General features: G+C 74.2%; 18 protein-coding genes. 13 read left to right on the top strand and 5 right to left on the bottom strand.

All coding sequences use genetic code 11. The features are described from left to right. Positions 1 to 20: 20 nt before the first annotated feature. The 4 genes from ACFV3E_RS14990 to ACFV3E_RS14975 are packed head-to-tail and all read left to right on the top strand — an operon-like array spanning position 21 to position 5,119. On the top strand, positions 21 to 857 hold the full coding sequence (locus ACFV3E_RS14990; protein ID WP_500535079.1) for a M55 family metallopeptidase: 837 nt from the start codon (positions 21 to 23) through the stop codon (positions 855 to 857). Further along, on the top strand, positions 850 to 2,190 hold the full coding sequence (locus ACFV3E_RS14985) for a M20/M25/M40 family metallo-hydrolase (protein ID WP_500535078.1): 1,341 nt from the start codon (positions 850 to 852) through the stop codon (positions 2,188 to 2,190). Before ACFV3E_RS14990 ends, ACFV3E_RS14985 begins: the two co-directional genes overlap by 8 nt. Further along, on the top strand, positions 2,187 to 4,184 hold the full coding sequence (locus tag ACFV3E_RS14980; protein WP_500535077.1) for a S9 family peptidase: 1,998 nt from the start codon (positions 2,187 to 2,189) through the stop codon (positions 4,182 to 4,184). The genes ACFV3E_RS14985 and ACFV3E_RS14980 overlap by 4 nt, the downstream gene beginning before the upstream one ends. Then, positions 4,181 to 5,119, top strand: a complete 939-nt coding sequence (locus ACFV3E_RS14975) for a S66 peptidase family protein (protein WP_500535076.1) — start codon at positions 4,181 to 4,183, stop codon at positions 5,117 to 5,119. Before ACFV3E_RS14980 ends, ACFV3E_RS14975 begins: the two co-directional genes overlap by 4 nt. Positions 5,120 to 5,136: 17 nt before the next feature. Here ACFV3E_RS14975 and ACFV3E_RS14970 read toward each other — a convergent pair whose 3' ends face one another. Continuing rightward, positions 5,137 to 5,838, bottom strand: coding sequence for a DUF4232 domain-containing protein (locus ACFV3E_RS14970; protein ID WP_500535075.1), 702 nt, complete (start codon positions 5,836 to 5,838; stop codon positions 5,137 to 5,139). Between the two features lie 265 nt (positions 5,839 to 6,103). Here ACFV3E_RS14970 and ACFV3E_RS14965 point away from each other — a divergent pair, with 265 nt between their 5' ends. Beyond that, positions 6,104 to 7,291 (top strand): L,D-transpeptidase, encoded by a 1,188-nt coding sequence (locus ACFV3E_RS14965; protein WP_500535074.1) that lies wholly within the window; start codon positions 6,104 to 6,106, stop codon positions 7,289 to 7,291. 16 nt (positions 7,292 to 7,307) lie between these two features. Here the strand turns inward: ACFV3E_RS14965 and ACFV3E_RS14960 are convergent, their stop codons facing one another. Then, positions 7,308 to 8,444 carry a serpin family protein gene (locus tag ACFV3E_RS14960; protein WP_500535073.1) on the bottom strand — a complete coding sequence of 379 codons (1,137 nt, stop codon included), beginning with the start codon at positions 8,442 to 8,444 and terminating at the stop codon, positions 7,308 to 7,310. A gap of 597 nt (positions 8,445 to 9,041) precedes the next feature. Between ACFV3E_RS14960 and ACFV3E_RS14955 the strand changes: the two genes are divergently transcribed. Genes ACFV3E_RS14955 through ACFV3E_RS14935 form a run of 5 tightly spaced genes read left to right on the top strand, consistent with a single transcriptional unit; the run spans position 9,042 to position 12,855 of the window. Further along, positions 9,042 to 10,022 (top strand): ABC transporter substrate-binding protein, encoded by a 981-nt coding sequence (locus ACFV3E_RS14955; RefSeq protein ID WP_500535072.1) that lies wholly within the window; start codon positions 9,042 to 9,044, stop codon positions 10,020 to 10,022. Next, a complete protein-coding gene (locus ACFV3E_RS14950; protein WP_500535071.1) occupies positions 10,019 to 10,792 on the top strand; it encodes an ABC transporter permease in 774 nt (257 codons plus the stop codon). Before ACFV3E_RS14955 ends, ACFV3E_RS14950 begins: the two co-directional genes overlap by 4 nt. Beyond that, complete coding sequence (locus ACFV3E_RS14945; RefSeq protein ID WP_500535070.1) at positions 10,789 to 11,562, top strand: ABC transporter permease; 774 nt, start codon at positions 10,789 to 10,791, stop codon at positions 11,560 to 11,562. The genes ACFV3E_RS14950 and ACFV3E_RS14945 overlap by 4 nt, the downstream gene beginning before the upstream one ends. Next, positions 11,555 to 12,355 (top strand): ABC transporter ATP-binding protein, encoded by an 801-nt coding sequence (locus ACFV3E_RS14940; protein WP_500535069.1) that lies wholly within the window; start codon positions 11,555 to 11,557, stop codon positions 12,353 to 12,355. Before ACFV3E_RS14945 ends, ACFV3E_RS14940 begins: the two co-directional genes overlap by 8 nt. Next, positions 12,352 to 12,855, top strand: a complete 504-nt coding sequence (locus ACFV3E_RS14935) for a methyltransferase family protein (RefSeq protein ID WP_500535068.1) — start codon at positions 12,352 to 12,354, stop codon at positions 12,853 to 12,855. The genes ACFV3E_RS14940 and ACFV3E_RS14935 overlap by 4 nt, the downstream gene beginning before the upstream one ends. Here ACFV3E_RS14935 and ACFV3E_RS14930 read toward each other — a convergent pair. Both ACFV3E_RS14930 and fes read right to left on the bottom strand, forming a co-directional pair. Further along, a complete protein-coding gene (locus tag ACFV3E_RS14930; protein ID WP_500535067.1) occupies positions 12,828 to 13,346 on the bottom strand; it encodes a GNAT family N-acetyltransferase in 519 nt (172 codons plus the stop codon). The genes ACFV3E_RS14935 and ACFV3E_RS14930 overlap by 28 nt on opposite strands. Positions 13,347 to 14,265: 919 nt before the next feature. Further along, positions 14,266 to 15,618 (bottom strand): enterochelin esterase, encoded by a 1,353-nt coding sequence (fes, locus tag ACFV3E_RS14925; protein WP_500535066.1) that lies wholly within the window; start codon positions 15,616 to 15,618, stop codon positions 14,266 to 14,268. Positions 15,619 to 15,790: 172 nt separating this feature from the next. Here fes and ACFV3E_RS14920 point away from each other — a divergent pair, with 172 nt between their 5' ends. The 3 genes from ACFV3E_RS14920 to ACFV3E_RS14910 all read left to right on the top strand — a co-directional run bounded on the left by ACFV3E_RS14920 (position 15,791) and on the right by ACFV3E_RS14910 (position 19,362). Continuing rightward, on the top strand, positions 15,791 to 17,716 hold the full coding sequence (locus ACFV3E_RS14920; RefSeq protein WP_500535065.1) for a DUF5107 domain-containing protein: 1,926 nt from the start codon (positions 15,791 to 15,793) through the stop codon (positions 17,714 to 17,716). A gap of 73 nt (positions 17,717 to 17,789) precedes the next feature. After that, complete coding sequence (locus ACFV3E_RS14915; protein WP_500535064.1) at positions 17,790 to 18,860, top strand: RNA ligase (ATP); 1,071 nt, start codon at positions 17,790 to 17,792, stop codon at positions 18,858 to 18,860. 88 nt (positions 18,861 to 18,948) lie between these two features. Beyond that, entirely contained in the window at positions 18,949 to 19,362 is a 414-nt protein-coding gene (locus ACFV3E_RS14910) for an SseB family protein (protein WP_500365045.1), read from the top strand. 78 nt (positions 19,363 to 19,440) lie between these two features. Here ACFV3E_RS14910 and ACFV3E_RS14905 read toward each other — a convergent pair whose 3' ends face one another. Beyond that, positions 19,441 to 20,910, bottom strand: coding sequence for a bifunctional phosphatase PAP2/diacylglycerol kinase family protein (locus ACFV3E_RS14905; RefSeq protein ID WP_500535175.1), 1,470 nt, complete (start codon positions 20,908 to 20,910; stop codon positions 19,441 to 19,443). Positions 20,911 to 20,998 lie beyond the last annotated feature (88 nt).

The raw sequence follows: 20,998 nt of genomic DNA, 5'->3' as shown, positions 1-20,998 counted from the left end.
TTTGCGTAACGTTCCATGCCATGAAGATCCTGATCAGCGCGGACATGGAGGGCGCCACCGGGGTGACCTGGCCCGGTGACGTCCTGCCCGGCACAGAGGGCTGGCAGCGGTTCCGGCATCTGTTCACCTCGGACGTGAACGCCGCGATCGCCGGCTTCTTCGACGGCGGCGCCGACGAGGTCCTGGTCAACGAGGCCCACTGGTCCATGCGGAACCTGCTGCTGGAACAGCTGGACGAGCGGGCCCGGATGGTCACCGGGCGGCACAAGGACCTGTCCATGGTCGAGGGCGTGCAGCACGGCGACGTGGACGGCATCGCCTTCGTCGGCTTCCACACGGGCGCGGGGACGGAAGGGGTGCTCGCCCACACCTACCTCCCCAACTCGATCACCGGCGTGTGGGTCAACGGCAGTCCGCCGGCGAGCGAGGGCCGGCTGAACGCGCTGGTGGCCGCCGAGTACGGGGTGCCCGTCGTGCTGGTCACGGGGGACGACCGGACCGGCCTCGACGCCCGCGACTACGCGCCCGCGGCGCGCACGGTCGCCGTCAAGGACTACGTGTCGCGGTACGCGGCCGTGTGCCGGCCGCCGTCCCGCACGGCGGCGGACATCCGCTCCGCCGCGAAGGACGCGACCTCGCTCGCCGTGCGCCACGAGCCGGCGCGGGGCGGGCCGTTCACGATCGAGGTCGAGTTCGACGCGGCGCACCTGGCGGGGGCCGCCGCGGTCGTGCCCGGTGTGGAGCGCACGGGCGAGCGCCGCGTCACGTACACCTCACCGACCATGTACGAGGGGATCCGCTGCTACAAGGCCGTGACCACCCTCGTCTCGGCAGCTGTGGAGGAGCAGTATGGCTGACACCCGGGCACTGGACGAGGCGGTCCGCTTCACCTCGGAGCTGATCCGGATCGACACCACCAACCGCGGCGGAGGCGACGGCAACGAGCGTCCCGCGGCGGAGTACGCCGCGCGGCTGCTCGACGAGGCGGGGATCGAGGCCCGCATCCTGGAGTCAGCACCGGGCCGGGCCAACGTCGTGGCACGGATCGAGGGTGCCCCACGCGCCGGGAACGGACAGGGCGCGCTGCTGGTCCACGGCCACCTGGACGTCGTGCCCGCCCAGGCGGAGGACTGGAGCGTGCACCCCTTCTCCGGCGAGGTACGGGACGGAGTGGTCTGGGGCCGCGGCGCGGTCGACATGAAGGGCACGGTGGCGATGGTGCTCGCCACTGTCCGCTCCTGGGCCCGCAGGGGCCTGCGCCCCGAGCGGGACATCGTGCTCGCGCTGACGGCCGACGAGGAGGACAGCGCCACCTACGGGGCGACCTACCTCGTCGAGCAGCACGCCGAACTGTTCCGCGACTGCACCGAGGGCATCAGCGAGTCCGGCGGCTTCACCTTCCACGCCGGGCCCGGCCTGCGGCTGTACCCCGTGGCGGCCGGGGAACGCGGCACCGCATGGCTGAAGCTCACGGCGCACGGCAGGGCGGGGCACGGCTCCAAGGTCAACCGGACCAACGCGGTGACCCGGCTCGCCGCGGCCGTCTCCCGCATCGGCGAGCACCACTGGCCGGTGCGGATCGTCCCCACGGTGCGGGCGGCGCTGACCGAACTGGCCGCGCTGCACGAGGTCGAGCCCGACTTCGACGACGTGGACACCCTGCTCACCAAGCTGGGCACCGCCGCCGCCCTGGTGGAACCGGTGATCCGCAACAGCGCCAACCCGACCGTGCTCGAAGCCGGCTACAAGGTCAACGTCATCCCGGGCAGTGCGGTCGCCTATGTCGACGGCCGGGTCCTGCCCGGCGGCGACGAGGAGTTCACGACCACCATGGACGAGCTCACCGGCCCGGACGTCGAGTGGGAGTTCCACCACCGCGAGATCCCGCTGGAGGCCCCCCTGGACGCGCGGGTCTACGCCGCGATGCGGGAGGCACTGATCCACTTCGACCCGGATGCCCACGTCGTGCCCTACGTGATGGGCGGCGGCACCGACGCCAAGCAGTTCTCGCGGCTCGGCATCACGGGATACGGCTTCTCTCCGCTGAAGCTCCCGGAGGGCTACGACTACGCGGGGATGTACCACGGCGTCGACGAGCGGGTCCCGGTGGAGGGACTGCACTTCGGCGTCCGCGTACTCGACCGGTTCATGCTGGGCCGGCAGGACACGACCGACGGAGTTGCCCGATGACGCGTGCCCCGATCATCGCCCCCTACGGTGCCTGGGAGTCGCCGGTCGACGCCCGCACCGCCGCCTCCCACGACGGGCGCCCCGAGTTCCCCGGGTTCGTCGGTGACGAGGTGTGGTGGACCGAACCACGGCCGGCGGAGGGCGGCCGCCGCGCCCTCGTCCGCCGCCGCGCGGACGGCACGGTCGACGGCCCGCTGCCCGCGCCGTGGAACGTCCGCACCCGCGTCATCGAGTACGGCGGCCGGGCCTGGACGGGTACGGCACGGCCCGCGGGAGGACCGCTGATCGTCTTCTCCCACTTCCCGGACCAGCGGCTCTACGCGTACGAGCCCGACGCGCCGGGTGCCGTGCCGCGGCCGCTGACCCCGCTCTCCCCCATCGGTGACGGGCTGCGCTGGGCCGATCCGCAGATCCATCCGGACCGCGGTGAAGTGTGGTGCGTACTGGAGGAGTTCACCGGGGAGGGCCCGAGCGACGTACGACGGGTACTCGCCGCCGTTCCGCTCGACGGCTCGGCCGCCGAGGACCGCTCCGCCGTGCGTGAACTCTCCGACGACGCACACCACTTCGTGACCTCGCCCCGGCTCTCCCCGGACGGCCGGCAGGCCGTCTGGATCGCCTGGGACCACCCCCGGATGCCGTGGGACGGCACGGAGCTCAAGCACGCCGCCGTCGGCGCGGACGGCACCTTCGGCGCCGCCCGGACGATCCTCGGCGGCCCCACCGAGTCGGTGGCCCAGGCGGAGTGGACACCGGACGGCACCCTGATCGCCGCCACCGACCGCGACGGCTGGTGGAACCTGCACCGTGTCGACCCGGCCACCGGTGACGCGGTCAACCTGCGGCCGGCGCAGGAGGAGTTCGCCGGGCCCGGCTGGCAGATGGGCGCCCGCTGGTTCGCCCCGCTCGCCGCCGGGACACTGGCGGTGCTGCACGGCAAGGGGGCACAGCGCCTGGGGATATTCGACCCGGCGACCGGCGAGCTGGTCGACGCGCCGGGACCGTGGACCGAGTGGACGGCCGCGCTGTCCGCCGAGGGCACCCGGGTGGTCGCCGTGGCCGCCTCGGCCCGCAGCTCGTTCGAGGTCCTCGAACTCGACACCTGCACCGGCCGTACCCGCGTCATCGGTGCCGCCCACCACGACACCGTGCCACCGGAGTTCCTGCCCGAGCCCGTGGAACGCACCTTCACCGGGCCCGGCGGACGGGAGATCCACGCCCAGCTCTACCCGCCGGCGAACCCCTACTTCGCCGCGCCCGAGGGAGAGCTGCCGCCCTACGTCGTCTGGGTGCACGGCGGCCCCACCAGCCGGGCCCCGCTCGTGCTCGACCTGGAGATCGCCTACTTCACCTCACGGGGGATCGGTGTCGTCGAGGTCAACCACGGCGGCTCCACCGGCTACGGGCGTGCCTACCGCGAGCGGCTGCGCGAGCAGTGGGGCGTCGTCGACGTCGAGGACTGCGCCGCCGTCGCGAGGGCACTGGCGGAGGAGGGCACCGCGGACGGGCAGCGGCTCGCGATCCGCGGCGGCAGTGCCGGCGGCTGGACGAGCGCGGCCTCCCTCACCGGCACCGACGTCTATGCCTGCGGCGTCATCAAGTACCCGCTCCTCGACCTCACCGGCTGGGCCGAGGGCGGTGAGACCCATGACTTCGAGTCCCGCTACCTCGACTCGCTCGTCGGGCGCCACGCCGACGTCCCCGAGCGTTACCGCGACCGTTCGCCGGTCACCCGGGCCGACCGGCTCACCGTGCCCTTCCTGCTGCTGCAGGGGCTGGAGGACGTGATCTGCCGGCCCGTGCAGTGCGAGCGGTTCCTGGAGCGGATCACGGGACGCGGTGTCCCCCACGCCTACCTCACCTTCGAGGGCGAGGGGCACGGCTTCCGCCGCGAGGACACGCTGATCATCTGTCTCGAGTCGGAACTCGCCCTCTACGGTCAGGTCTTCGGCTTCACCCCGCCCTCCGTTCCCCCTCTGGAGCTCACCAAGTGACACCGCTCGTCCCGCTCACCCGCCCCCGCCGCCTCGTCCCCGGGGACCGGGTCGCCGTCGTCGCCCCCAGCGGTCCCGTCCCCCGGGAGCGGCTCGACGCGGGGCTCGACATCCTCCGCGGCTGGGACCTCGACCCGGTGGTGGCGCCGCACGTCCTGGACCGGCACCCCACGTTCGACTACCTGGCCGGACAGGACTCGGCGCGTGCCCGCGACTTCCAGGAGGCGTGGTGCGACCCGTCGGTGGCCGCCGTGCTCTGCGCGCGCGGCGGCTACGGCGCCCAGCGCATGACCGACCTCCTGGACTGGGAGGCGCTGCGGGCGGCCGGGCCCAAGACCCTCCTCGGCTTCAGCGACATCACCGCGCTGCACGAGGCCTTCGCGGTCCGGCTGGGCCTGGCCACCCTGCACGGCACGATGACCGCGGCGGAGGGCTTCCTCAAGGACGAGCCGACGCGCGCACAGCTGAGGGACACCCTCTTCGCGCCCGAGCGGACGCGGGTGCTCGGCGCACCGACCGCCCGCCCGCTCGTCCCCGGCACGGCAAGCGGTGTCACCGTCGGCGGCTGCCTGGCCCTGCTCGCCTCCGGCCTCGGCACGCCGGACGGACGGCCCGGGGTGCCCGGCGGCATCCTCCTGTTGGAGGACATCGGAGAGGAGCCCTACCGGATCGACCGGATGCTGACCCAGTTGCTGCGTGCCGGCTGGCTGGACGGCGTGGCGGGCATCGCCCTCGGCTCCTGGCGGGACTGCGGCCCCTACGAGGAGGTGCGGGCGGTGCTGCTGGACCGGCTGGGCGGACTCGGCGTCCCGGTCGTCGAGGAACTGGGCTTCGGCCACTGCGAGACCAGTCTGACCGTGCCGCTCGGCGTCCCCGCCGTCCTGGACGCGGACGCGGGTACCCTCACGGTGGAGGCGCCCGCACCGGCGAGCTGACCTGGGGGCCTACGTCCTCAGGACGGCTGCTCCGCCGACAGCGCGGTGACGGCGACGACACCGTCGCACTCGGCGAACACCCCGTCGTCCAGGGCGACCTGGTGCCTGCCCGCCCCGCCGGGCAGGCCCAGCACCATCGTCGGGTACTGCACCGGCGCCTCCTTGGAGACGCAGTAGCCGTCGCCCTCGCCCTGGACCTGGTGGAACGTCAGCTTCACCCATGCGCGGCCGCCCGGCGCCAGCCTGACCGGCGCGGCCGCACCGGAGTGCTGCACCGTCAGCGGCACGTTCATCTCCGGGGAGCCGTTGGCCGCCCCGGCCACCGTCGGGAAGCCCTCGACGACGCAGGGCGCGCCCGAGGTGTTGGTGAACCCGACCACCGCCGCCCCGGTGCCCGTGCCCTGGGGACGTACGGCGGCCTGGTGTGCCGAGGTCGCCTCCAGGTCCTCCGCGCCGCAGCGGTCCGCGGGGCCTGTCGTGGAACCTGACGAGGGGGCGGAGGATCCGGTGCCCCCGGGCGCCGGGGACGTGCTGGAGACCGGGCGGGTGTCACCCGGGGTCCCTGACGGCGCGGTGGTCGACGGAGCGGTTGACGGAGCGGTCGGCGAGGGCGTGCCGCCCGCGACGTCGTCATCTCCCCGGCACCCCGTCAGCAGCACCGCCGCGGTCGCTGCCAGAGCCACCGCGATCGTGGCCCGCCTCGTGTTCCTGCGCTCCATGCCGTCCCCCTGGTCGTTCCGCTGTTGCGCTGTTCGGCTGTCCCGTTGTTCGGCTGTCCCGTTGTTCCACCCCGGCCCACGACCGGCGTTCGCCGCGGAACACGAGGCCGTGCCGCGCCCGGGTTCCGTGCGTACACGCCTGGTACGGAACGGTGACGCCACGAAGTCGTCCGGGCCGCGGAGTTCCGGTCGCCGGAATGCGGTGGACCGCCCCGAGTCCGGGCAGGAGCAGAGGTACGACTCGACAGGGGAGGAGAGCCGTCACATGACCAACGACCGCACCCGGAACCGGAGGACGACCCTGCGCGCACGAGCCGCGACGCTCGCCCTGGCCGTCGCCGCGTCGCTGTCGGCGTGCAGCGGCTCCGGCGGCGGGCCCCACGCCGCGGAGCCACGGCCGGCGATCGCCGTCGCCCCCGCCTCCGGCGGGCGTGCCGTGCCCGTCGACCGCAAGGTCACCGTGCGGACCACTGCCGCGCGGATCGTCTCCGTACGTGTCACCGCCGCCGGCCCCGGGCCGTTGCGCGGCACGCTCGCGTCCTCCAAGGAGAGCTGGACCTCGGCAGGCCGGCTGGCCCCCGGCGTGACGTACGACGTCCTCGTCCGCGCCACCGCCTCCGACGGCAAGCGGCTGACGGAGCACACCACCTTCACCACCGCCGAGCCCCGGCGCACCTTCGTGGGGGAGTACCACCCGGACAAGGGCACCACGGTCGGCGTCGCCATGCCCGTGTCGATCGTCTTCAACAAGCCGATACGCGACCGCGCGGCCGTCGAGCGCAAGCTCGGCGTCACCGCGAGCCCGGCCGTGGACGGGGCCTGGAGCTGGATGAAGGACTGGAGCGGCCGCGACCGCGTCGACTACCGCCCGCGCACCTACTGGAAGCCCGGCACCGAGGTCACGCTCCGCATGGACCTCGACGGCGTCGACGCGGGCGGCGGTCTCTACGGCACACAGAACCGGGTCGTCCGCTTCCGGATAGGGCACTCGGTCGTGACCACGGTCGACACCGCCCGCAAGACCCTCACCCTGCGACGCGACGGTGCTGTCCTGCGCACCCTCCCCGTCTCCACCGGCAAGTCCGGTTTCGAGACGTGGAACGGCACCATGGTCGTCCTGGAGAAGACGCCCAGCATCACCATGAACTCCCGCACCGTGCGCATCTTCGGTCCCGAGGCGTACAACCTGAAGGACGTGAAGTGGGACGTCCGGCTCACCACGTCGGGCACCTTCGCGCACGCCGCGCCCTGGAACGAGGGCAAGTTCGGCCGCGTCAACGGCAGTCACGGCTGCATAGGGCTGAGCACGGCCGACGCCAGGTGGTTCTACGAGCAGGTGTCACCGGGCGACCCGGTGACCGTCGTCCACTCTACCGACACCGTCCAGGTCAACAACGGCTACGGCGCCTGGAACGCGAGCTGGGCGGACTGGCGGGCGGGGAGCGCCCTGTGACCGCCGCCCGCTGAGGTCAGGGCGTCACCCACCCCGCCACGAGGACCGCCGGGAAGAGCCGGTGGACGGCGAGGAAGCCGAACGGGCGCAGAAACCCGACGCGTACGCGCCTGGCCCGCTGGGCCTGCCCGGGAGCGCTGCCGGCGATCAGGGAGACGGCCGTGACGGCTGCGGCGCGGAAGCCCTTCGCGCTGAAGGTCGCCGTGGCCGCCTGCTTCGCCGCGCCGACGGCCAGGGGCTGCGTGCTGATGCCGGGGAAGTGCCCGGCGCCGCTGTCCCGGGCCGTGGCGAGCCCGAACAGCGCGGCGCGGTCGAGGAGGTCGTGCTCGGCGCCGACGGTGAACGGCACCGTGGTCAGGTCGAGCGCGGGTGCCGGGTCGAAGCTCGTGACGTCCTCGACCACGACCCCCGGTCCGGGACGCCCGTACGGAAGCAGGTTGCCGGGGAGCACCGGGTACGTCCCGCCGAGGGCGGACACGCCGGCGGCGATCACCTCGCCGGGGGCGACGTGGTCGGGGCCGAGCAGGAGGTGGACCTCGATCCCGTTGGTGCCGTTCACCTTGGCCATGGTCAGCGGGCCGAAGGGGGTGGTCGCGACCCCGGCCATGTCCAGGTGCGGCGAGCTGCGGAAGAGCGTCCCCGTGTGGTGGTCCTGGAAGGGCTCGGCCCAGTCGGTGCGCAGGGCCAGGGCGTTCGCGAGCAGCAGCAGGGTGCTCCGGTCGACGGCGACCGGCATCCTGGGGACCATGCCGTGGGTGCGGTCCGCCGCCCAGGTGTCCAGGGTCTTGCGGTCGGTCTCGGTGTCGCCGCTGAAGTGCCCGTGGGTGCCGGCCGGGAGCAGCGAGAGCCAGCCGGGCGCGAGCGGCAGGGAGGCGCGGGTCCACAGGCCGACGGCGGTGTCGACGCCGTCCATCGCGTCCAGCCGCGCGAGCAGCCGTCCCGAGGAACCGGCCGCCGTCGTGGCGTCCGTGCCGAGGGCCTGTTCCAGTTCGGTGCGGGCGGGGCCCGCGGCACCCGCGGCGAGCAGGGCCAGCAGCGGCCAGACTCCCGCGGCGGAGAGGACCGTCGCCCCGGCCGGGCCGGCGCCCAGGGTCTCGCGGGCCCATCGCGCGGTCAGTGCGTTGACCGCGCCCACCAGCATCCGGTCGTCCATGTCCCCACCCCGTCCACCACGCCGGCCTCGTCCGCGTCAGGCGATCATCCCAGCGAACGGGTGGGGCGGCCAGGTGACGGCGGGACCCCGCGCGACACGATGCGGCGCGCACAAGTGAGCCCGCGCTCATCGCGCGGGCTCGTCGGCTACAGTTCCACGACCTACGAGGTGGGACTCCCTTCGCCGGCATGGTCCGGATCAGGTGCTAGGGGTCGCTCTCCGGTCTCAAAACCTCTTCCCGGACCTTCAAGCCTCTCAGCCCGGCCGTTGTACCCGGTTCCGGTGGAAGCCGCTGCTTCCTGCTCCGGCTCCGGTGCTACCAGACTCCCTCGCTCGCCCCGTAGGCCACATTCCAATCTACTCAGGGCGGAAGCGGGCCACCAGGGGCAAAAGCCTTCAATTCATGATTTTCTCCATGTAATTCCGTCTCTCGCGCCTCCTGTGCCCCTGCTCTCCCGTCCGCGACACGACTGTCGACGAGGAGCCGTTGTGCGATCCGTTGACGTGGCCGCGCGGCGCCCCTACCGTCGCTTGGCGCACCACCCAATGAACGACAGTTCACTGTGCGAACGGAACTGATCAGATCAGGGAGTGCCCATGCGTCGCACCTTTCCCCTGCTCCTGTCGGCGGCAGCGCTCCTCGCCGCCGGACTCACCGCTTGTGGCGACTCCGACGACTCCGCCGGCAAGGGCGGTCCCTCCGGTTCCGGCGGAGGCACGCGGAGCGTCACGGTCGGCGCCATCGCCATCGTCGACACCGCACCGGTGTACCTCGCCCAGAGCCAGGGCTTCTTCAAGAAGCACGGCATCGACGCGAAGATCACCTCGGTGCAGGGCGGCGCCGCCAGCATCACCGGCGTGATGGGCGGCCAGTTCGCCTTCGGCTTCGCCAACACCACCTCCCTGCTCACCGCCCAGCAGCAGGGCCTGCCGCTCAAGGTCGTGGCCAACGGCGTCGCCTCCACCGGAAAGCGGGACACCGACTACAGCGCCGTCCTCGTCCCGGCCGGCAGCCCGGTCAAGTCCGCCAAGGACCTCGCGGGCAAGACCGTCGCGGTCAACCAGCTGAAGAACATCGGCGACACGACCGTGCGCGCCGCCGTGCGCAAGGACGGCGGTGACGCCTCCAAGGTGGAGTTCGTCGAGATCCCCTTCCCCGACATGCCGGCCGCCCTGTCCAAGGGCCGGGTCGACGCGGTCTGGGAGGTCGAGCCCTTCGTCACGCAGGCCACGGGCCAGGGGGCCCGCGCCGTGGCGTGGCCCTACGCCGATGCCGCGCCGGACCTCACCGTGGCCATGTACTTCACCACCCGGCAGACCGTCCAGAAGGACCCGGAGCTGGTGAAGGACTTCACCGCCGCCATGAACGAGGCCCTCGCCTACGCCGACGCCCACCCCGACGCGGTGCGCGAGACGCTGAAGTCCTACACCTCGATCCCCGCCGAGGCCATCGCCAAGATCAAGCTCCCCAAGTGGCCGACCGAGATCAACCGGGATTCCGTCCAGACCGTCGCCGACGACGCCCGCCAGGACGGCACGCTCACCAAGGACGCCGACCTCTCGGCCCTCCTGCCATGAGGGGACGCGACGCCGCGTACGGAGCGGCCGGCCTCGCGGTGCTGTTCGGCATCGCCGAGGCCGTCCCGCGGCTCGGCTGGGTCTCCCGGGACTTCCTGCCCCCCGCGAGCGAGATCCTGCGCACCCTCGGCCACGAATTGACCACCCGTCAACTCTGGTCGGCGCTCGGCGACACCATGAGCGCCTGGGCCCTGGGCCTGGCCATCGCCTTCGTCCTCGCCGTCGCGCTCGGCACCCTCATCGACGCCGTTCCCGGCGCCCGTGCCGCCACCGCGTCCACCGTCGAGTTCCTCCGCCCCATCCCCTCCGTGGCGCTCATCCCGCTCGCCACCCTGCTCTTCGGCGCCGACCTCGGCTCCAGCCTCCTGCTGGTCGTGTACGCCGCCTTCTGGCAGGTGCTCATCCAAGTGCTGTACGGCGTCGCCGACGTCGACCCGGTCGCCCGCGAGACCGCCCGCTCCTACCGCCTCGGCCACTGGACGACGCTGCGCCGCCTCGTCTGGCCCACCGCGCTCCCGTACGTCATGACCGGGCTGCGGCTCGCCGCCTCGGTCGCCTTCATCCTCGCCGTCACCGCCGAACTGGTCATCGGCAGCCCCGGACTCGGACTGCGCATCCAGCTCGCCCAGTCCGGCGGCGCCGTCGCCACCGTGTACGCCCTGATCACCCTCGCCGGGATCATCGGTGTCGTCGTCAACCTCGCCGTACGCAGCCTGGAGCGGTGGCTGCTGGCCTGGCACCCCTCCGTGCGCGGGGAGGCCGCCGCATGAGCCGCCTCGCGCGCCTCCTGCTCGGGGCCCTGCGGGCGCTGGGACTGCCCGTCCTCCTCGTCCTCGGCTGGTGGGCGTGGAGCGTGTGGCGGCCCAGCTTCTACGTGCCCTCGCCGCAGCGCATCGCCGCCGTCTTCGGCGACGTGTGGCTCACCGCGCGCCTGACCGACGACGTCCTGCCCAGCCTCGCCCGGCTCCTCGCCGGGTACGCGCTCGCCGCCCTGCTCGGCGTCGCCCTCGGCACCGCCGTCGGCCTCTCGGCCCGGCTGCGCGCCGCCACCGAACCCGCGCTGGAGTTCTTCCGGGCGATCCCGCCGCCCGTGCTCGTGCCGCTGATCATGCTCGTCGCCGGGCTCGACACCACCATGAAGGTCCTCGTCATCGTCTCCGGCGCGATCTGGCCCGTCCTGCTCAACACCATCGAGGGCGTCCGCGCCGTGGACGAGGTGCTCGCCGACACCGCCCGCGTCTACGGCCTGCGCGGCCCCGCCCGGCTGCGGCGCCTCGTGCTGCCCGCCGCGAGCCCGCAGATCATGGCGGGACTGCGGCAGGCGCTGTCGCTGGCCATCATCCTCATGGTCATCGCGGAGATGTTCGCCAGCACCTCGGGCATCGGCCACTCCGTCGTGCTGTTCCAGCGGCAGTTCCAGATCCCCGAGATGTGGAGCGGCATCGTGCTGCTCGGCCTGGTCGGCTTCCTGCTCTCGCTCGCCTTCCGCGCCCTCGAGCGCCGGGTCCTGCAATGGCACCAACGGGAGACACATGCTTGAGATCACCGGACTGCGCAAGGTGTACGAGGGCCGTGGCCGCGTCGTCGAGGCCCTGCGCGGCATCGACCTCACCGTCGACCGCGGCGAACTCGTCTGCGTCGTGGGCCCGTCCGGCTGCGGCAAGACCACCCTGCTCAAATGCGTCGCCGGACTCCTGACGCCCACCGCGGGCCAGGTCCGGCTCGCCGGACGCGTCGTCGACGGGCCGCCGCCCGGCATGGCGGTGGTCTTCCAGGAGTACGGCCGCAGCCTCTTCCCCTGGCTGACGGTCAGCCAGAACGTCGAACTCCCGCTCCGCGAGAAACGCGTGCCCCGCCCGCGCCGCGCTGCCCTCGTCCAGCAGGCGCTCGCCGCCGTCGGCCTGGCCGACGCGGGCGCCGCCCACCCCTGGCAGCTGTCCGGAGGCATGCAGCAACGCGTCGCCATCGCCCGCGCCGTCGCGTACGAGCCCCAGGTCCTGCTCATGGACGAGCCCTTCGCCGCCGTGGACGCCCAGACCCGCGCCGACCTCGAGGACCTCCTCCTCGGGCTCTGGCACCGTCTGGGCATCACCACGATGCTCGTCACCCACGACATCGACGAGGCCGTCTACCTCGCCCGCCGTGTCGTCGTCCTCTCCGCCGCGCCCACCGTCGTCCAGGAGGACCTGCACGTCGACCTCCCCCACGACCGCGACCAGATCATCACCCGCTCCGACCCCCGCTTCGCCGAACTGCGCGCCCACGTCTACGGGCACATCCGCGCCGCCAAGACGGATCCGGGACGGCCGCCCGCGGGCACGATGAAGACATGAGACGGTCCACGGCCGCGCTCGGCAGCGCGGTCTTCCTCCTCGCGGCGCCCGGCGTCGTGGCGGGGCTCGTGCCCTGGTGGCTGACCGGGTACGCGTCCGGCGACGGCCCCTGGCCGGTACGGGCCGCCGGCGGCCTGCTCGCCCTCGCCGGCGCGATGGTGCTCCTGCACGGCTTCGCCCGCTTCGTACGCGAGGGGCAGGGCACGCCCGCGCCCGTCGCCCCCACCGAACGCCTCGTCACCGGCGGCGCGTACGCCCGGGTCCGCAACCCCATGTACCTGGCCGTCGTGGCGCTCGTCGCCGGGCAGGGACTGCTGCTCCTGCGGCCCGTCCTGTTCCTCTACGCCGCCGCCGTGTGGCTGACGGTCGCCGCGTTCGTCCGCTGGTACGAGGAGCCGACGCTGCGCGCGGCCCACGGCGAGGCGTACGAGGCGTACCGCCGGGCCGTGCCCGCGTGGCTGCCGCGGTTCCCTCAGACCCGGTCGAAGGGCTCCGCGTAGCGGAACGCCCCGCTGACCGAAGGAGTGTAGGCGGACAGCGGGCGCACCTGGAAGTACGGCCCCCAGGCCGGTTCGGGCGGCGTGATCCGGTAGTCCGTGCTCGCCCGGAAGCCGTACCGGCCGTAGTAGTCCGGGCTTCCCAGCAGGGCCACGAGCGGTTCCCCGAGGGCGTCCGCCGCGCCCAGCACGGTGTGCACCAGCGCCAGGCCGACACCCTTGCGCTGGTACTCCGGTGCGACGCTCAGCGGGCCCAGACCGAGTACGGGCGTGCCGCCGGCGTGCGCCCGCGTGCAGACGACATGGCCGACGACGCTCTCGCCGTCGGCGTCCACGGCGACCAGGGACAGCTCCGGCAGCCAGGCGTCGCACTTCCGCAACTCGGCCAGCAGCGTGACCTCGACGGGGACGGGATGCTCCTCCGAGGCGAATGCCTCCCCGGTGAGTGCCTGTACGGCCCGGACATCGTCGGGGGTCTCACGTCGAATCAGCACCCGGGCAGTCTGGACGCCCCGCCCTTGCCCGGCAAGCGCATTTCGAGCGCGGCCACCCCGTTCGGCCGTCCTTCCGGGGGTGCCCACAGCGGTTCGCGGCGGCCCTGCGCGCGGACGGCCGCGCATACCGCGTGGTTACGGGGGTGGTGCCGTGGCGGCCGTCGTCGACCGGGCCGCGCGACGCGCCCGCCCGGGCGGCGAGTTGACGCATGTGCGCGCCGTCGCAAGCCAGTTCCGGTGGGGGCGCCCCGGCCGGGGCGCGGACGGCCTTGTGAGCGGTGTTGCGGTGGCGAAGGGGGTTGGGTGGTCGACGGCTCCGGTGACGCCGCGAGCGACCGGGTGTTGAGGGCGTCGTCGTGCCCTGACGGCATCGCGCCGCCATCCGCCGCACCGGACCGGCCGACGGCCGGCGCCGGGTGGGCGGTCCGGCTCATGCCGTGGTCCTTGCGGCCCCCCGCGCCGCCGTCGCGTGCGCCGGTCGGCGCGTAGCCGCGGCCGACGGCTGGGCCCAGGGCGCCGCAGCGCGGCGAGCGGGGCCGTGCGGCCGTTTCTCGCCGCCCCCGGGCCGGTACGGGTCCCGCAGCGGCCGGGCCGTGCCGGGGTCATCACGGCCCCCGGCACGAGTGTGCCGCGCTGCCGCGTGAGGCCGGTTCCGTGTCGGCCCGGGCGGATGCGCGGGTGCGGGGGAGTGACCGTGCGGCAACGAGGCCCGGTCGTGGGGCACATCCCTTGCCGCCGCGGGCGGCACGTGTCCCGTAGCGGCCGGGTCGTGCCGGGGGTCATCGCGGCCCCTGGCACGAGTGTGCCGGGCTGCCGCGTGAGGCCGGTTCCGTGCCGGCCCGGGCGGTACGGGTCCCGTAGCGGCCGGGCCGTGCCGGGGTCATCACGGCCCCCGGCACGAGTGTGCCGAGCTGCCGCGTCAGACCGGTTCCGTGTCGGCCGGGGCCGATACGCGGGGGCCGGGGAGGGTGCCCGGGAAGGGGCCGCGAAGCAACGAGGCGAGGCCGTGGGCGAGTTCCTCGCGCCAGCACAGGTAGTCGTGACCGCCGTTGTACTCGTGGTGCGCCACCTCGTACCCCTGGTCCAGCAGGGTGTCCCGCAGCCGCCGGACCACGGCCGTCAGGCCCCATTCCTGCAGGCCCGCCGACAGGTGGAACCGCACCGGTCTTCGCGCCAGCGACGCCACGCGCCCGGTCAGCCACTCCTCGGGCAGGGCTCCCGCGCGGCGCCCGGCCGGCCACCAGAAGGCGCCGGACTGGGCGAGCACGTTCCCGAACCGCTCGGGCCGGCGCAACGCCGCGTACGCGGCGGCCAGTCCGCCGAGGCCCTGGCCGGCGACGACCGTGCGCGCCGGGTCGCCGCTGACCGGCCAGCGGCGGGCGGCCCAGGGCAGCAGTTCACGGCTCAGGAAGGCCACGAAGCGGTCGTCGCAGGTGAGTTCGCGGCGCCGGGTGTCGCTGTCCAGTGCGTCCGGCATCAACGCGACGAGCGGGGGCAGGGCGCCGGCCGCCACGAGCCCGTCGAGCAGCGCCGAGACGTCGAGGTGCTGCTGCCAGACGTCCCCGTCGAGCAGCACCACCACCGGGAGCCCGGCGAGGTCCTCGTAGCCGGACGGGGCGTAGGCCCACACGCGGCGCCAGTTGCGCAGGTGGGCGCTGCGCATGGTGTGGACGGAGACCTCGCCCACCGGCGTCCCGGGCCGGTTCCGCCCCGCGCCGAGCGGCGCCGGTGCCGCGGGGAGGGCGACCACCGACAGCGGCTCGGTGCCCCAGCGGGTGGGGAAGTCCGTCCGGTTGAGCGGGTCGCGCCGCGGGTTCCGCCGCAGGCCGCGCAGGTACGCCTGGCCCTTGGGCCCCGAGGGGGCCACGCCCGCGCCGTCGCCGTCGTCCACGCAGAGCGCGTACGTGGCGCGCCAGTCGGCCCGCATCCTTATCGTCCAGTGCCACACGTCCGTGCCCGGCACGCGCGACATCAGGTTGCCGGCCAGGTCGTCAGGGTCGAGCACCTGGTTGGGCAGGGCCAGTACGGCGTGCGTCGCGGCCGTGCCGCGCCAGAGGAAGGTGACCGCGGCGTGCCCGGGGTCGCCGTCCAGGCGCTCCACCAGCGGTGTCCCCTCGGCCTCCACGGCCCGCCAGAACTCGGCCTCGCGCTCGGGGCGGGCGGCGAGCGCCGCCAGCCGCGGACTGTGCGCGCGTTCGACCGGGGCAGGGCGCGGAACGCGGGGCGCGCGCGAGGGCGTGCCGTTCGGCGGGCTCCACAACGTGGACAGCATGATCGGCAAACCCTCCCGGACCGGTCCGACGGCAAAAGAAGGCCAAAATGACGTTCACCATATATTGAAGTCCGCACGCGGCCCGTTCCGTGAGGTCCAAACCCCTGACGGCGCAGGCCGAAAGGGGGTTCCATGTCCTCACCCGAACACCGGTGACAGAGAGAGGGACCTCTTGGCCACCACCGTGCGACGCACCACCCTCACCCTCCCGGCCAGCCCGCTCGGCCCGGAGAACCCCCTGCCCGCGCTCCGCGCGTCCGGGGACCCGCACGTCCTCGACCCCGCCGAGAGCGCCGCGCTCCCGCCCGGCATGGCCCGGCGCATCGCCTACGGGCAACTGCGCACCCTGCTCCCCGTACCGCGTCTCGACGGCTACACCCGCGAGCGCGTGCCCACCGTGCTGGACGCGGTCGTCCTGGAGAACGACCGGTTGCGCGCCACCGTCGTGCCGGGCCTCGGCGGCCGCCTGTACGCGCTGCACCACAAGCCCACGGGCCGTGAACTGCTGCACGCCGACCCCGTCCTGCAGTACGCCGACTTCGGCCTCGCCGGCGCCTGGTTCTCCGGCGGCGTCGAATGGAACCCCGGCGCCACCGGGCACACCACGCTCAGCTGCGCCCCGCTCCACGCCGCCCGCGTCCCCGCCCCCGACGGCGGCGAGATGCTCCGCCTCTGGGAGTGGGAGCGGCTGCGCGACCTGCCGTTCCAGATCGACCTGTGGCTCCCCGAGGGCTCCGACTTCCTCTACGCGGGGGTACGCGTCCGCAATCCTCACCACCGGACCGTTCCCCTCTACTGGTGGTCCAACACCGCCGTACCCCAGACACCTGGCACCCGCGTCGTCGCACCCGCCACCCACGCCTGGCACTTCGGCGCCTCCCGCACCCTCCAGCGGGTGCCCGCCCCCGAGGCGCCCACCGCCTCCGAGCACCCCGCGGACTGGTTCTACGACCTGCCCGACGGCACCCGCCCCTGGATCGCCGCCCTCGACACCGACGGCCGCGGCCTCGTGCAGACCTCCACCGACGCCCTCGGCGGCCGCAAGCTCTTCGTCTGGGGCCGGGGTCCCGGCGGACGCCGCTGGCAACGCTGGCTCGCCGGGGACGAGGGCGACGCCCCGGGCTACCTGGAGATCCAGGCCGGACTCGCCCCCACCCAGCTGGAACACCTCCCCCTGGCCGCGGGCGCCGCCGTGAGCTGGCTGGAGGCCTACGGCCCGCTGGAGACCGCTCCCGGCGCCGGCTCCCGCGCCGTGGCGGAACGGCTGGAGGCGGTCCTGCCGCGCGAACACCTGCGTGCCGCCCACGAGGCGTGGCTGCCCGCCGCCGACACCGAGCCCAAGGACGTCCTCGCCACCGGCTCCGGCTGGGGCGCTCTGGAGGTCACCCGCGGCCGCTTCGACCTGCCCGGTACGCCCTTCGCCGCGGACACCATGGGCGAGCGGCAGAAGCCCTGGCTGGAACTCCTGCTCGCCGGGGTCTTCCCGCGGCTCGGCGAGGACTCCGTCCCCGGCCCCGCGCTCGTCTCCCCGGAGTGGCGTGAACTGCTGGAGACCGCGGCCACCTACGAGGGCAACGGCTGGGCCCTGGACTACCACTTGGGCCTCGCCCAGTGGCACGCCGGTGACCGCGCCCAGGCCGTGCTCAGCTGGGAGCGGGCCGCCGCGGGGTCGGGTTCGTGCCTGCCGCTGCACTGCCTGGCCGTCGCCGACCAGACCGACGGCAATCCGGATCGCGCAGCCCAGCGCCACCTCGACGCCTTCCGGGCGGTCCCCAGGGGCGACGCCTGGGCCACCGCCGCGGGCGCCCTGGCCCGCGAGGCCGTACCGGCCCTCCTGGCCGCCCGCCGCCCCGGCGACGCCGCCGCGGTGCTGGAAGCCCTGCCCGGAACCCTCCGCGCCCGCGGGCGCTTCCGGCTGCTGCACGCCCAAGTCCTGCTCGCCGCAGGCGACATCGCGGCCGCCCGAGCCGTCTTCGACGAGGGCTTCACCGTCGACGACCTCAGGGAGGGGGAGGAGTCGCTGCACACCACCTGGCAGGCCCTCAGCGACGAACCGCTGCCCCGGGCGTACGACTTCCGCATGGCACCGGCACCCTGAAAAACCGTTCGCCCGCGACGCGCGGCACCGCGCACAGTGGTGCGATCCACGCACCACCACGAGGGGGAACCCGATGTCGACGCTGCGCGTCACGGCCGAACGGCTCACCGTCCACGACCACCCGAACGCGGACGCCCTGGAACTCGCCCAGGTCGGCCTCTACCGGGCGGTCGTGGCCAAGGGCGCCTATCGGACCGGCGACTTCGCGCTGTACATCCCCGAGCAGTCCGTGCTGCCCGCCGCGCTCATCGACGAGCTCGGCCTGACCGGACGGCTCGCCGGCCCCGCGGCAGACCGCGTCAAGGCGGTCCGGCTGCGCGGCGAGCTGTCCCAGGGCATCGTCTGCCGTCCGGCCGCGCTCGAGGGCACGGACCTGGCGCGGGCCGCCGGCGACGCCACCGACTTCGCGGAGCTGCTCGGCATCAGCAAGTGGGTGCCGCCGGTCCCGGTGTCGATGAGCGGCGACGTGGAGTCCGCGCCGGACCTGCTGCCGTGGATCGACATCGAGAACGTCAAGCGCCACCCCGGGGTGTTCGGCGAGGGCGAGCCGGTCGCGATCACCGAGAAGCTCCACGGGACGGCCTGCTGCCTGACCTACCTCGCCGACCCGGGGCGTGTGCTGGTCACCTCCAAGGGGCTCGGCGCCCAGCGCCTCGCCCTGAAGGAGGCCGACGGCAACCTCTACTGGCGCGCCGTCCGCCGACACGGCCTGCCCGACGTCGCCGCGGCCCTCGCCGGCCGGCTCGGCGCCACCCGCGTGGCGATCTTCGGCGAGGTCTACGGCGCCGGTGTCCAGGACCTCGGCTACGGTGCCGACGCGGGCCGCGACACGCCCGGCTACGCGGCCTTCGACATCGCCGCCGAGATCGACGGGGCGGTCCGCTGGCTCGACCCCGCAGAGGTCCTCCCGGCCGGGAGCGTGCCGCTGGTGCCCACGCTCTACCAGGGCCCGTACGACCTCGACGTCGTCCTGGAGCTCGCGCGGGGCGCCGAGACCGTCTCCGGCCGCGGCCTGCACCTGCGCGAGGGTGTCGTCGTCCGGGCGGCCCCCGACCGGCACAGCCCCGAGCTCGGCGGACGCGCCGTCCTCAAGGCGGTCAGCGACGCCTACCTCACCCGCAAGGGCGGCACCGAGTACGAGTGACACCCGCGGAGCACGCATGACCGTTCCCTCGGCGGGTACGCGCAGCCCCCGAGCCACCCCGTACGCAAGCAACGGAAAGGGAACGGCCATGACCGATTTCACCACTCCGAACGGTGCGCAGCCCCCGGCACAGCGTGCCCTGCACGAGATCGCCACCGGCGGTGACAACGCGGCCGCGCTCAGCACCCTGGCCGCCAGCGACATCCTGCTGCCGGTGCCGGTGGCGCCGGAGGAGTCCGCGGGGGAGGAGGCGGAGCAGGAGACGATCAGCCTGCCGGTCTTCGAGCAGGAGGACGGGACGAAGCTGGTCCCGGTCTTCACCTCGGAGGTGCGCCTGGCGCACGCCCTGCCGAACGCGCGGGGCTACCGCATCCTGCCCCTCGCGGCGCTGAGCAGCGGCTGGCCGTCGGACGAGCTCACGCTCGCGATAGACGCGGGATCGCCGGACACCCTCACCATCAAGGGCGAGGGCGTCCGTGCGCTGGCGGGCCTGTCGGGCTGACCGACGGCGGTCCGCCCACCCGCGCGTGCCACGCGGGCCGCGCCCCCCGGGAGCGCGGCCCGCGTCGTGCTGCCGGGGTCAGAGCGGCCGGTAGACGGTCAGGGCCTCGTTGGCCTTGTCGATGACCAGGTCGCGCGGCGCGGGCGCGACCTCGCCGTCGAAGGCCAGGCGGGTGCCGGGGTCGACGTCGCCGATCCGCAGCCGCCGCAGCAGGGCCGTGGTGGAGCCGGTGAGGGCGGCCGCGAGCAGGCGGGTGCGGGCGTAGGGGCTGCCGGGGACGATGCGGACGTCGAGCTGCCCGTCGGACAGGGCACGGCGGCGCAGCGGCGCCGGGCCGATGCTGCGGTAGGCGCCGTTGCCGGCGAAGAGCATCCACACCGAGTGCCGCCGCCCGTTGATCTCCAGGTCGATCGGGGCGGAGGTGCGCAGCACGTGCAGCGCGGCCAGCACCCCCGCGGGCCAGCTGCCCACGCGCCGCGACCAGCGTTCGCGGTAGCGGACCAGGTCGGGGTAGACGCCGATGCTGAAGGTGTTGAGGAAGACCGTGGACCGCGCGGACCCGTCCTCCTCGCCCGCGGCGTCGCCGGTCGGGGAGACCCGCGCGACGTCGACGGCGATCGCGGTGCCCTCCCGGGCCGCCCGTGCGGCGTCCTCGATGCTCTCGATCGACAGGTCGAACGCGAAGTGGTTGTACGTGCCGCCGGGGGAGACGAGCAACGGCACACCGTGCCGCAGCGCGACCGACGCGGCGAGGCTGACGCTGCCGTCCCCGCCGTGGATGCCGAGCGCGCCGCCGGCCTCCGCGGCCTGCTGGGCGGCCTTCTCCAGCATCTCGGCGAGGTCGTCGTCCTCGGAGCACTCCTCCACCACGGCCTCGGGCAGCGCGCCGCGCAGCCGTTCGGCCGGCGGGCCGAGCAGCGGCGGAGGGCCCGAGACCTCGTTGACCACCGCGTACAGCCCGCGGCCGTCGGGCAGGGCCGGGGCGTCGGCCCGGGGAGTGGGGGGCACCGCCAGCTGCCGCCCGGTGGGGACCAGGCCGCGTACGGCGAGGGCCGCGCCCGCGCCGAGGGCCATCCCGGCGGCGACGTCGCTGGGGTAGTGCACACCGGTGTAGATCCGGGAGAACGCCACCGACCAGGCGACCGGCAGCACCGCGGCGCCCCAGCGGGGCGATTCCAGGGCGACGCCCGCGGCGAACGCGGCGGCCGACGCGGCGTGGCCGGACGGGAAGGACGTGGTGCCGGGCTGCCGCGACAGCCGGCGTATCACCGGCACGGCGTCGAGGACCGGGCGGTTGCGGCGCACCGCGCCCTTGCCGGCGGTGTTGACCACCGCCGACGCCACGGCCAGCGACGCGGCGCCGCGCAGGGCGGCGCGCCGGCCGGTGCGGCCGCCGACGGCCGCGATGCCGGCCGCGACCCCGAACCACAGCAGCCCGTGGTTGGCGGCCCTGCTGAGCCGCGGCAGCACCGGCTCGGCGGCCGGCCACGAACGGGTCGCCACGTTCAGGAACAGCTCCTTGTCCCATGCGCTCAGGATCCGGCGCACAACGGCTACCTCCACGATCGATCGATTCCCGGGCGGTGCGGTCGGTGCGGGCGCGCGGCGCGCGGGGCCGGTGGACCGGCCCCGCGGC

It is taken from the genome of Streptomyces sp. NPDC059718 (assembly GCF_042733315.1).
GTDB lineage: Bacteria > Actinomycetota > Actinomycetes > Streptomycetales > Streptomycetaceae > Actinacidiphila.
The sequence above is the reverse complement of the archived record's forward strand: the minus strand, read 5'-3'. Positions and strand labels throughout refer to the sequence as shown.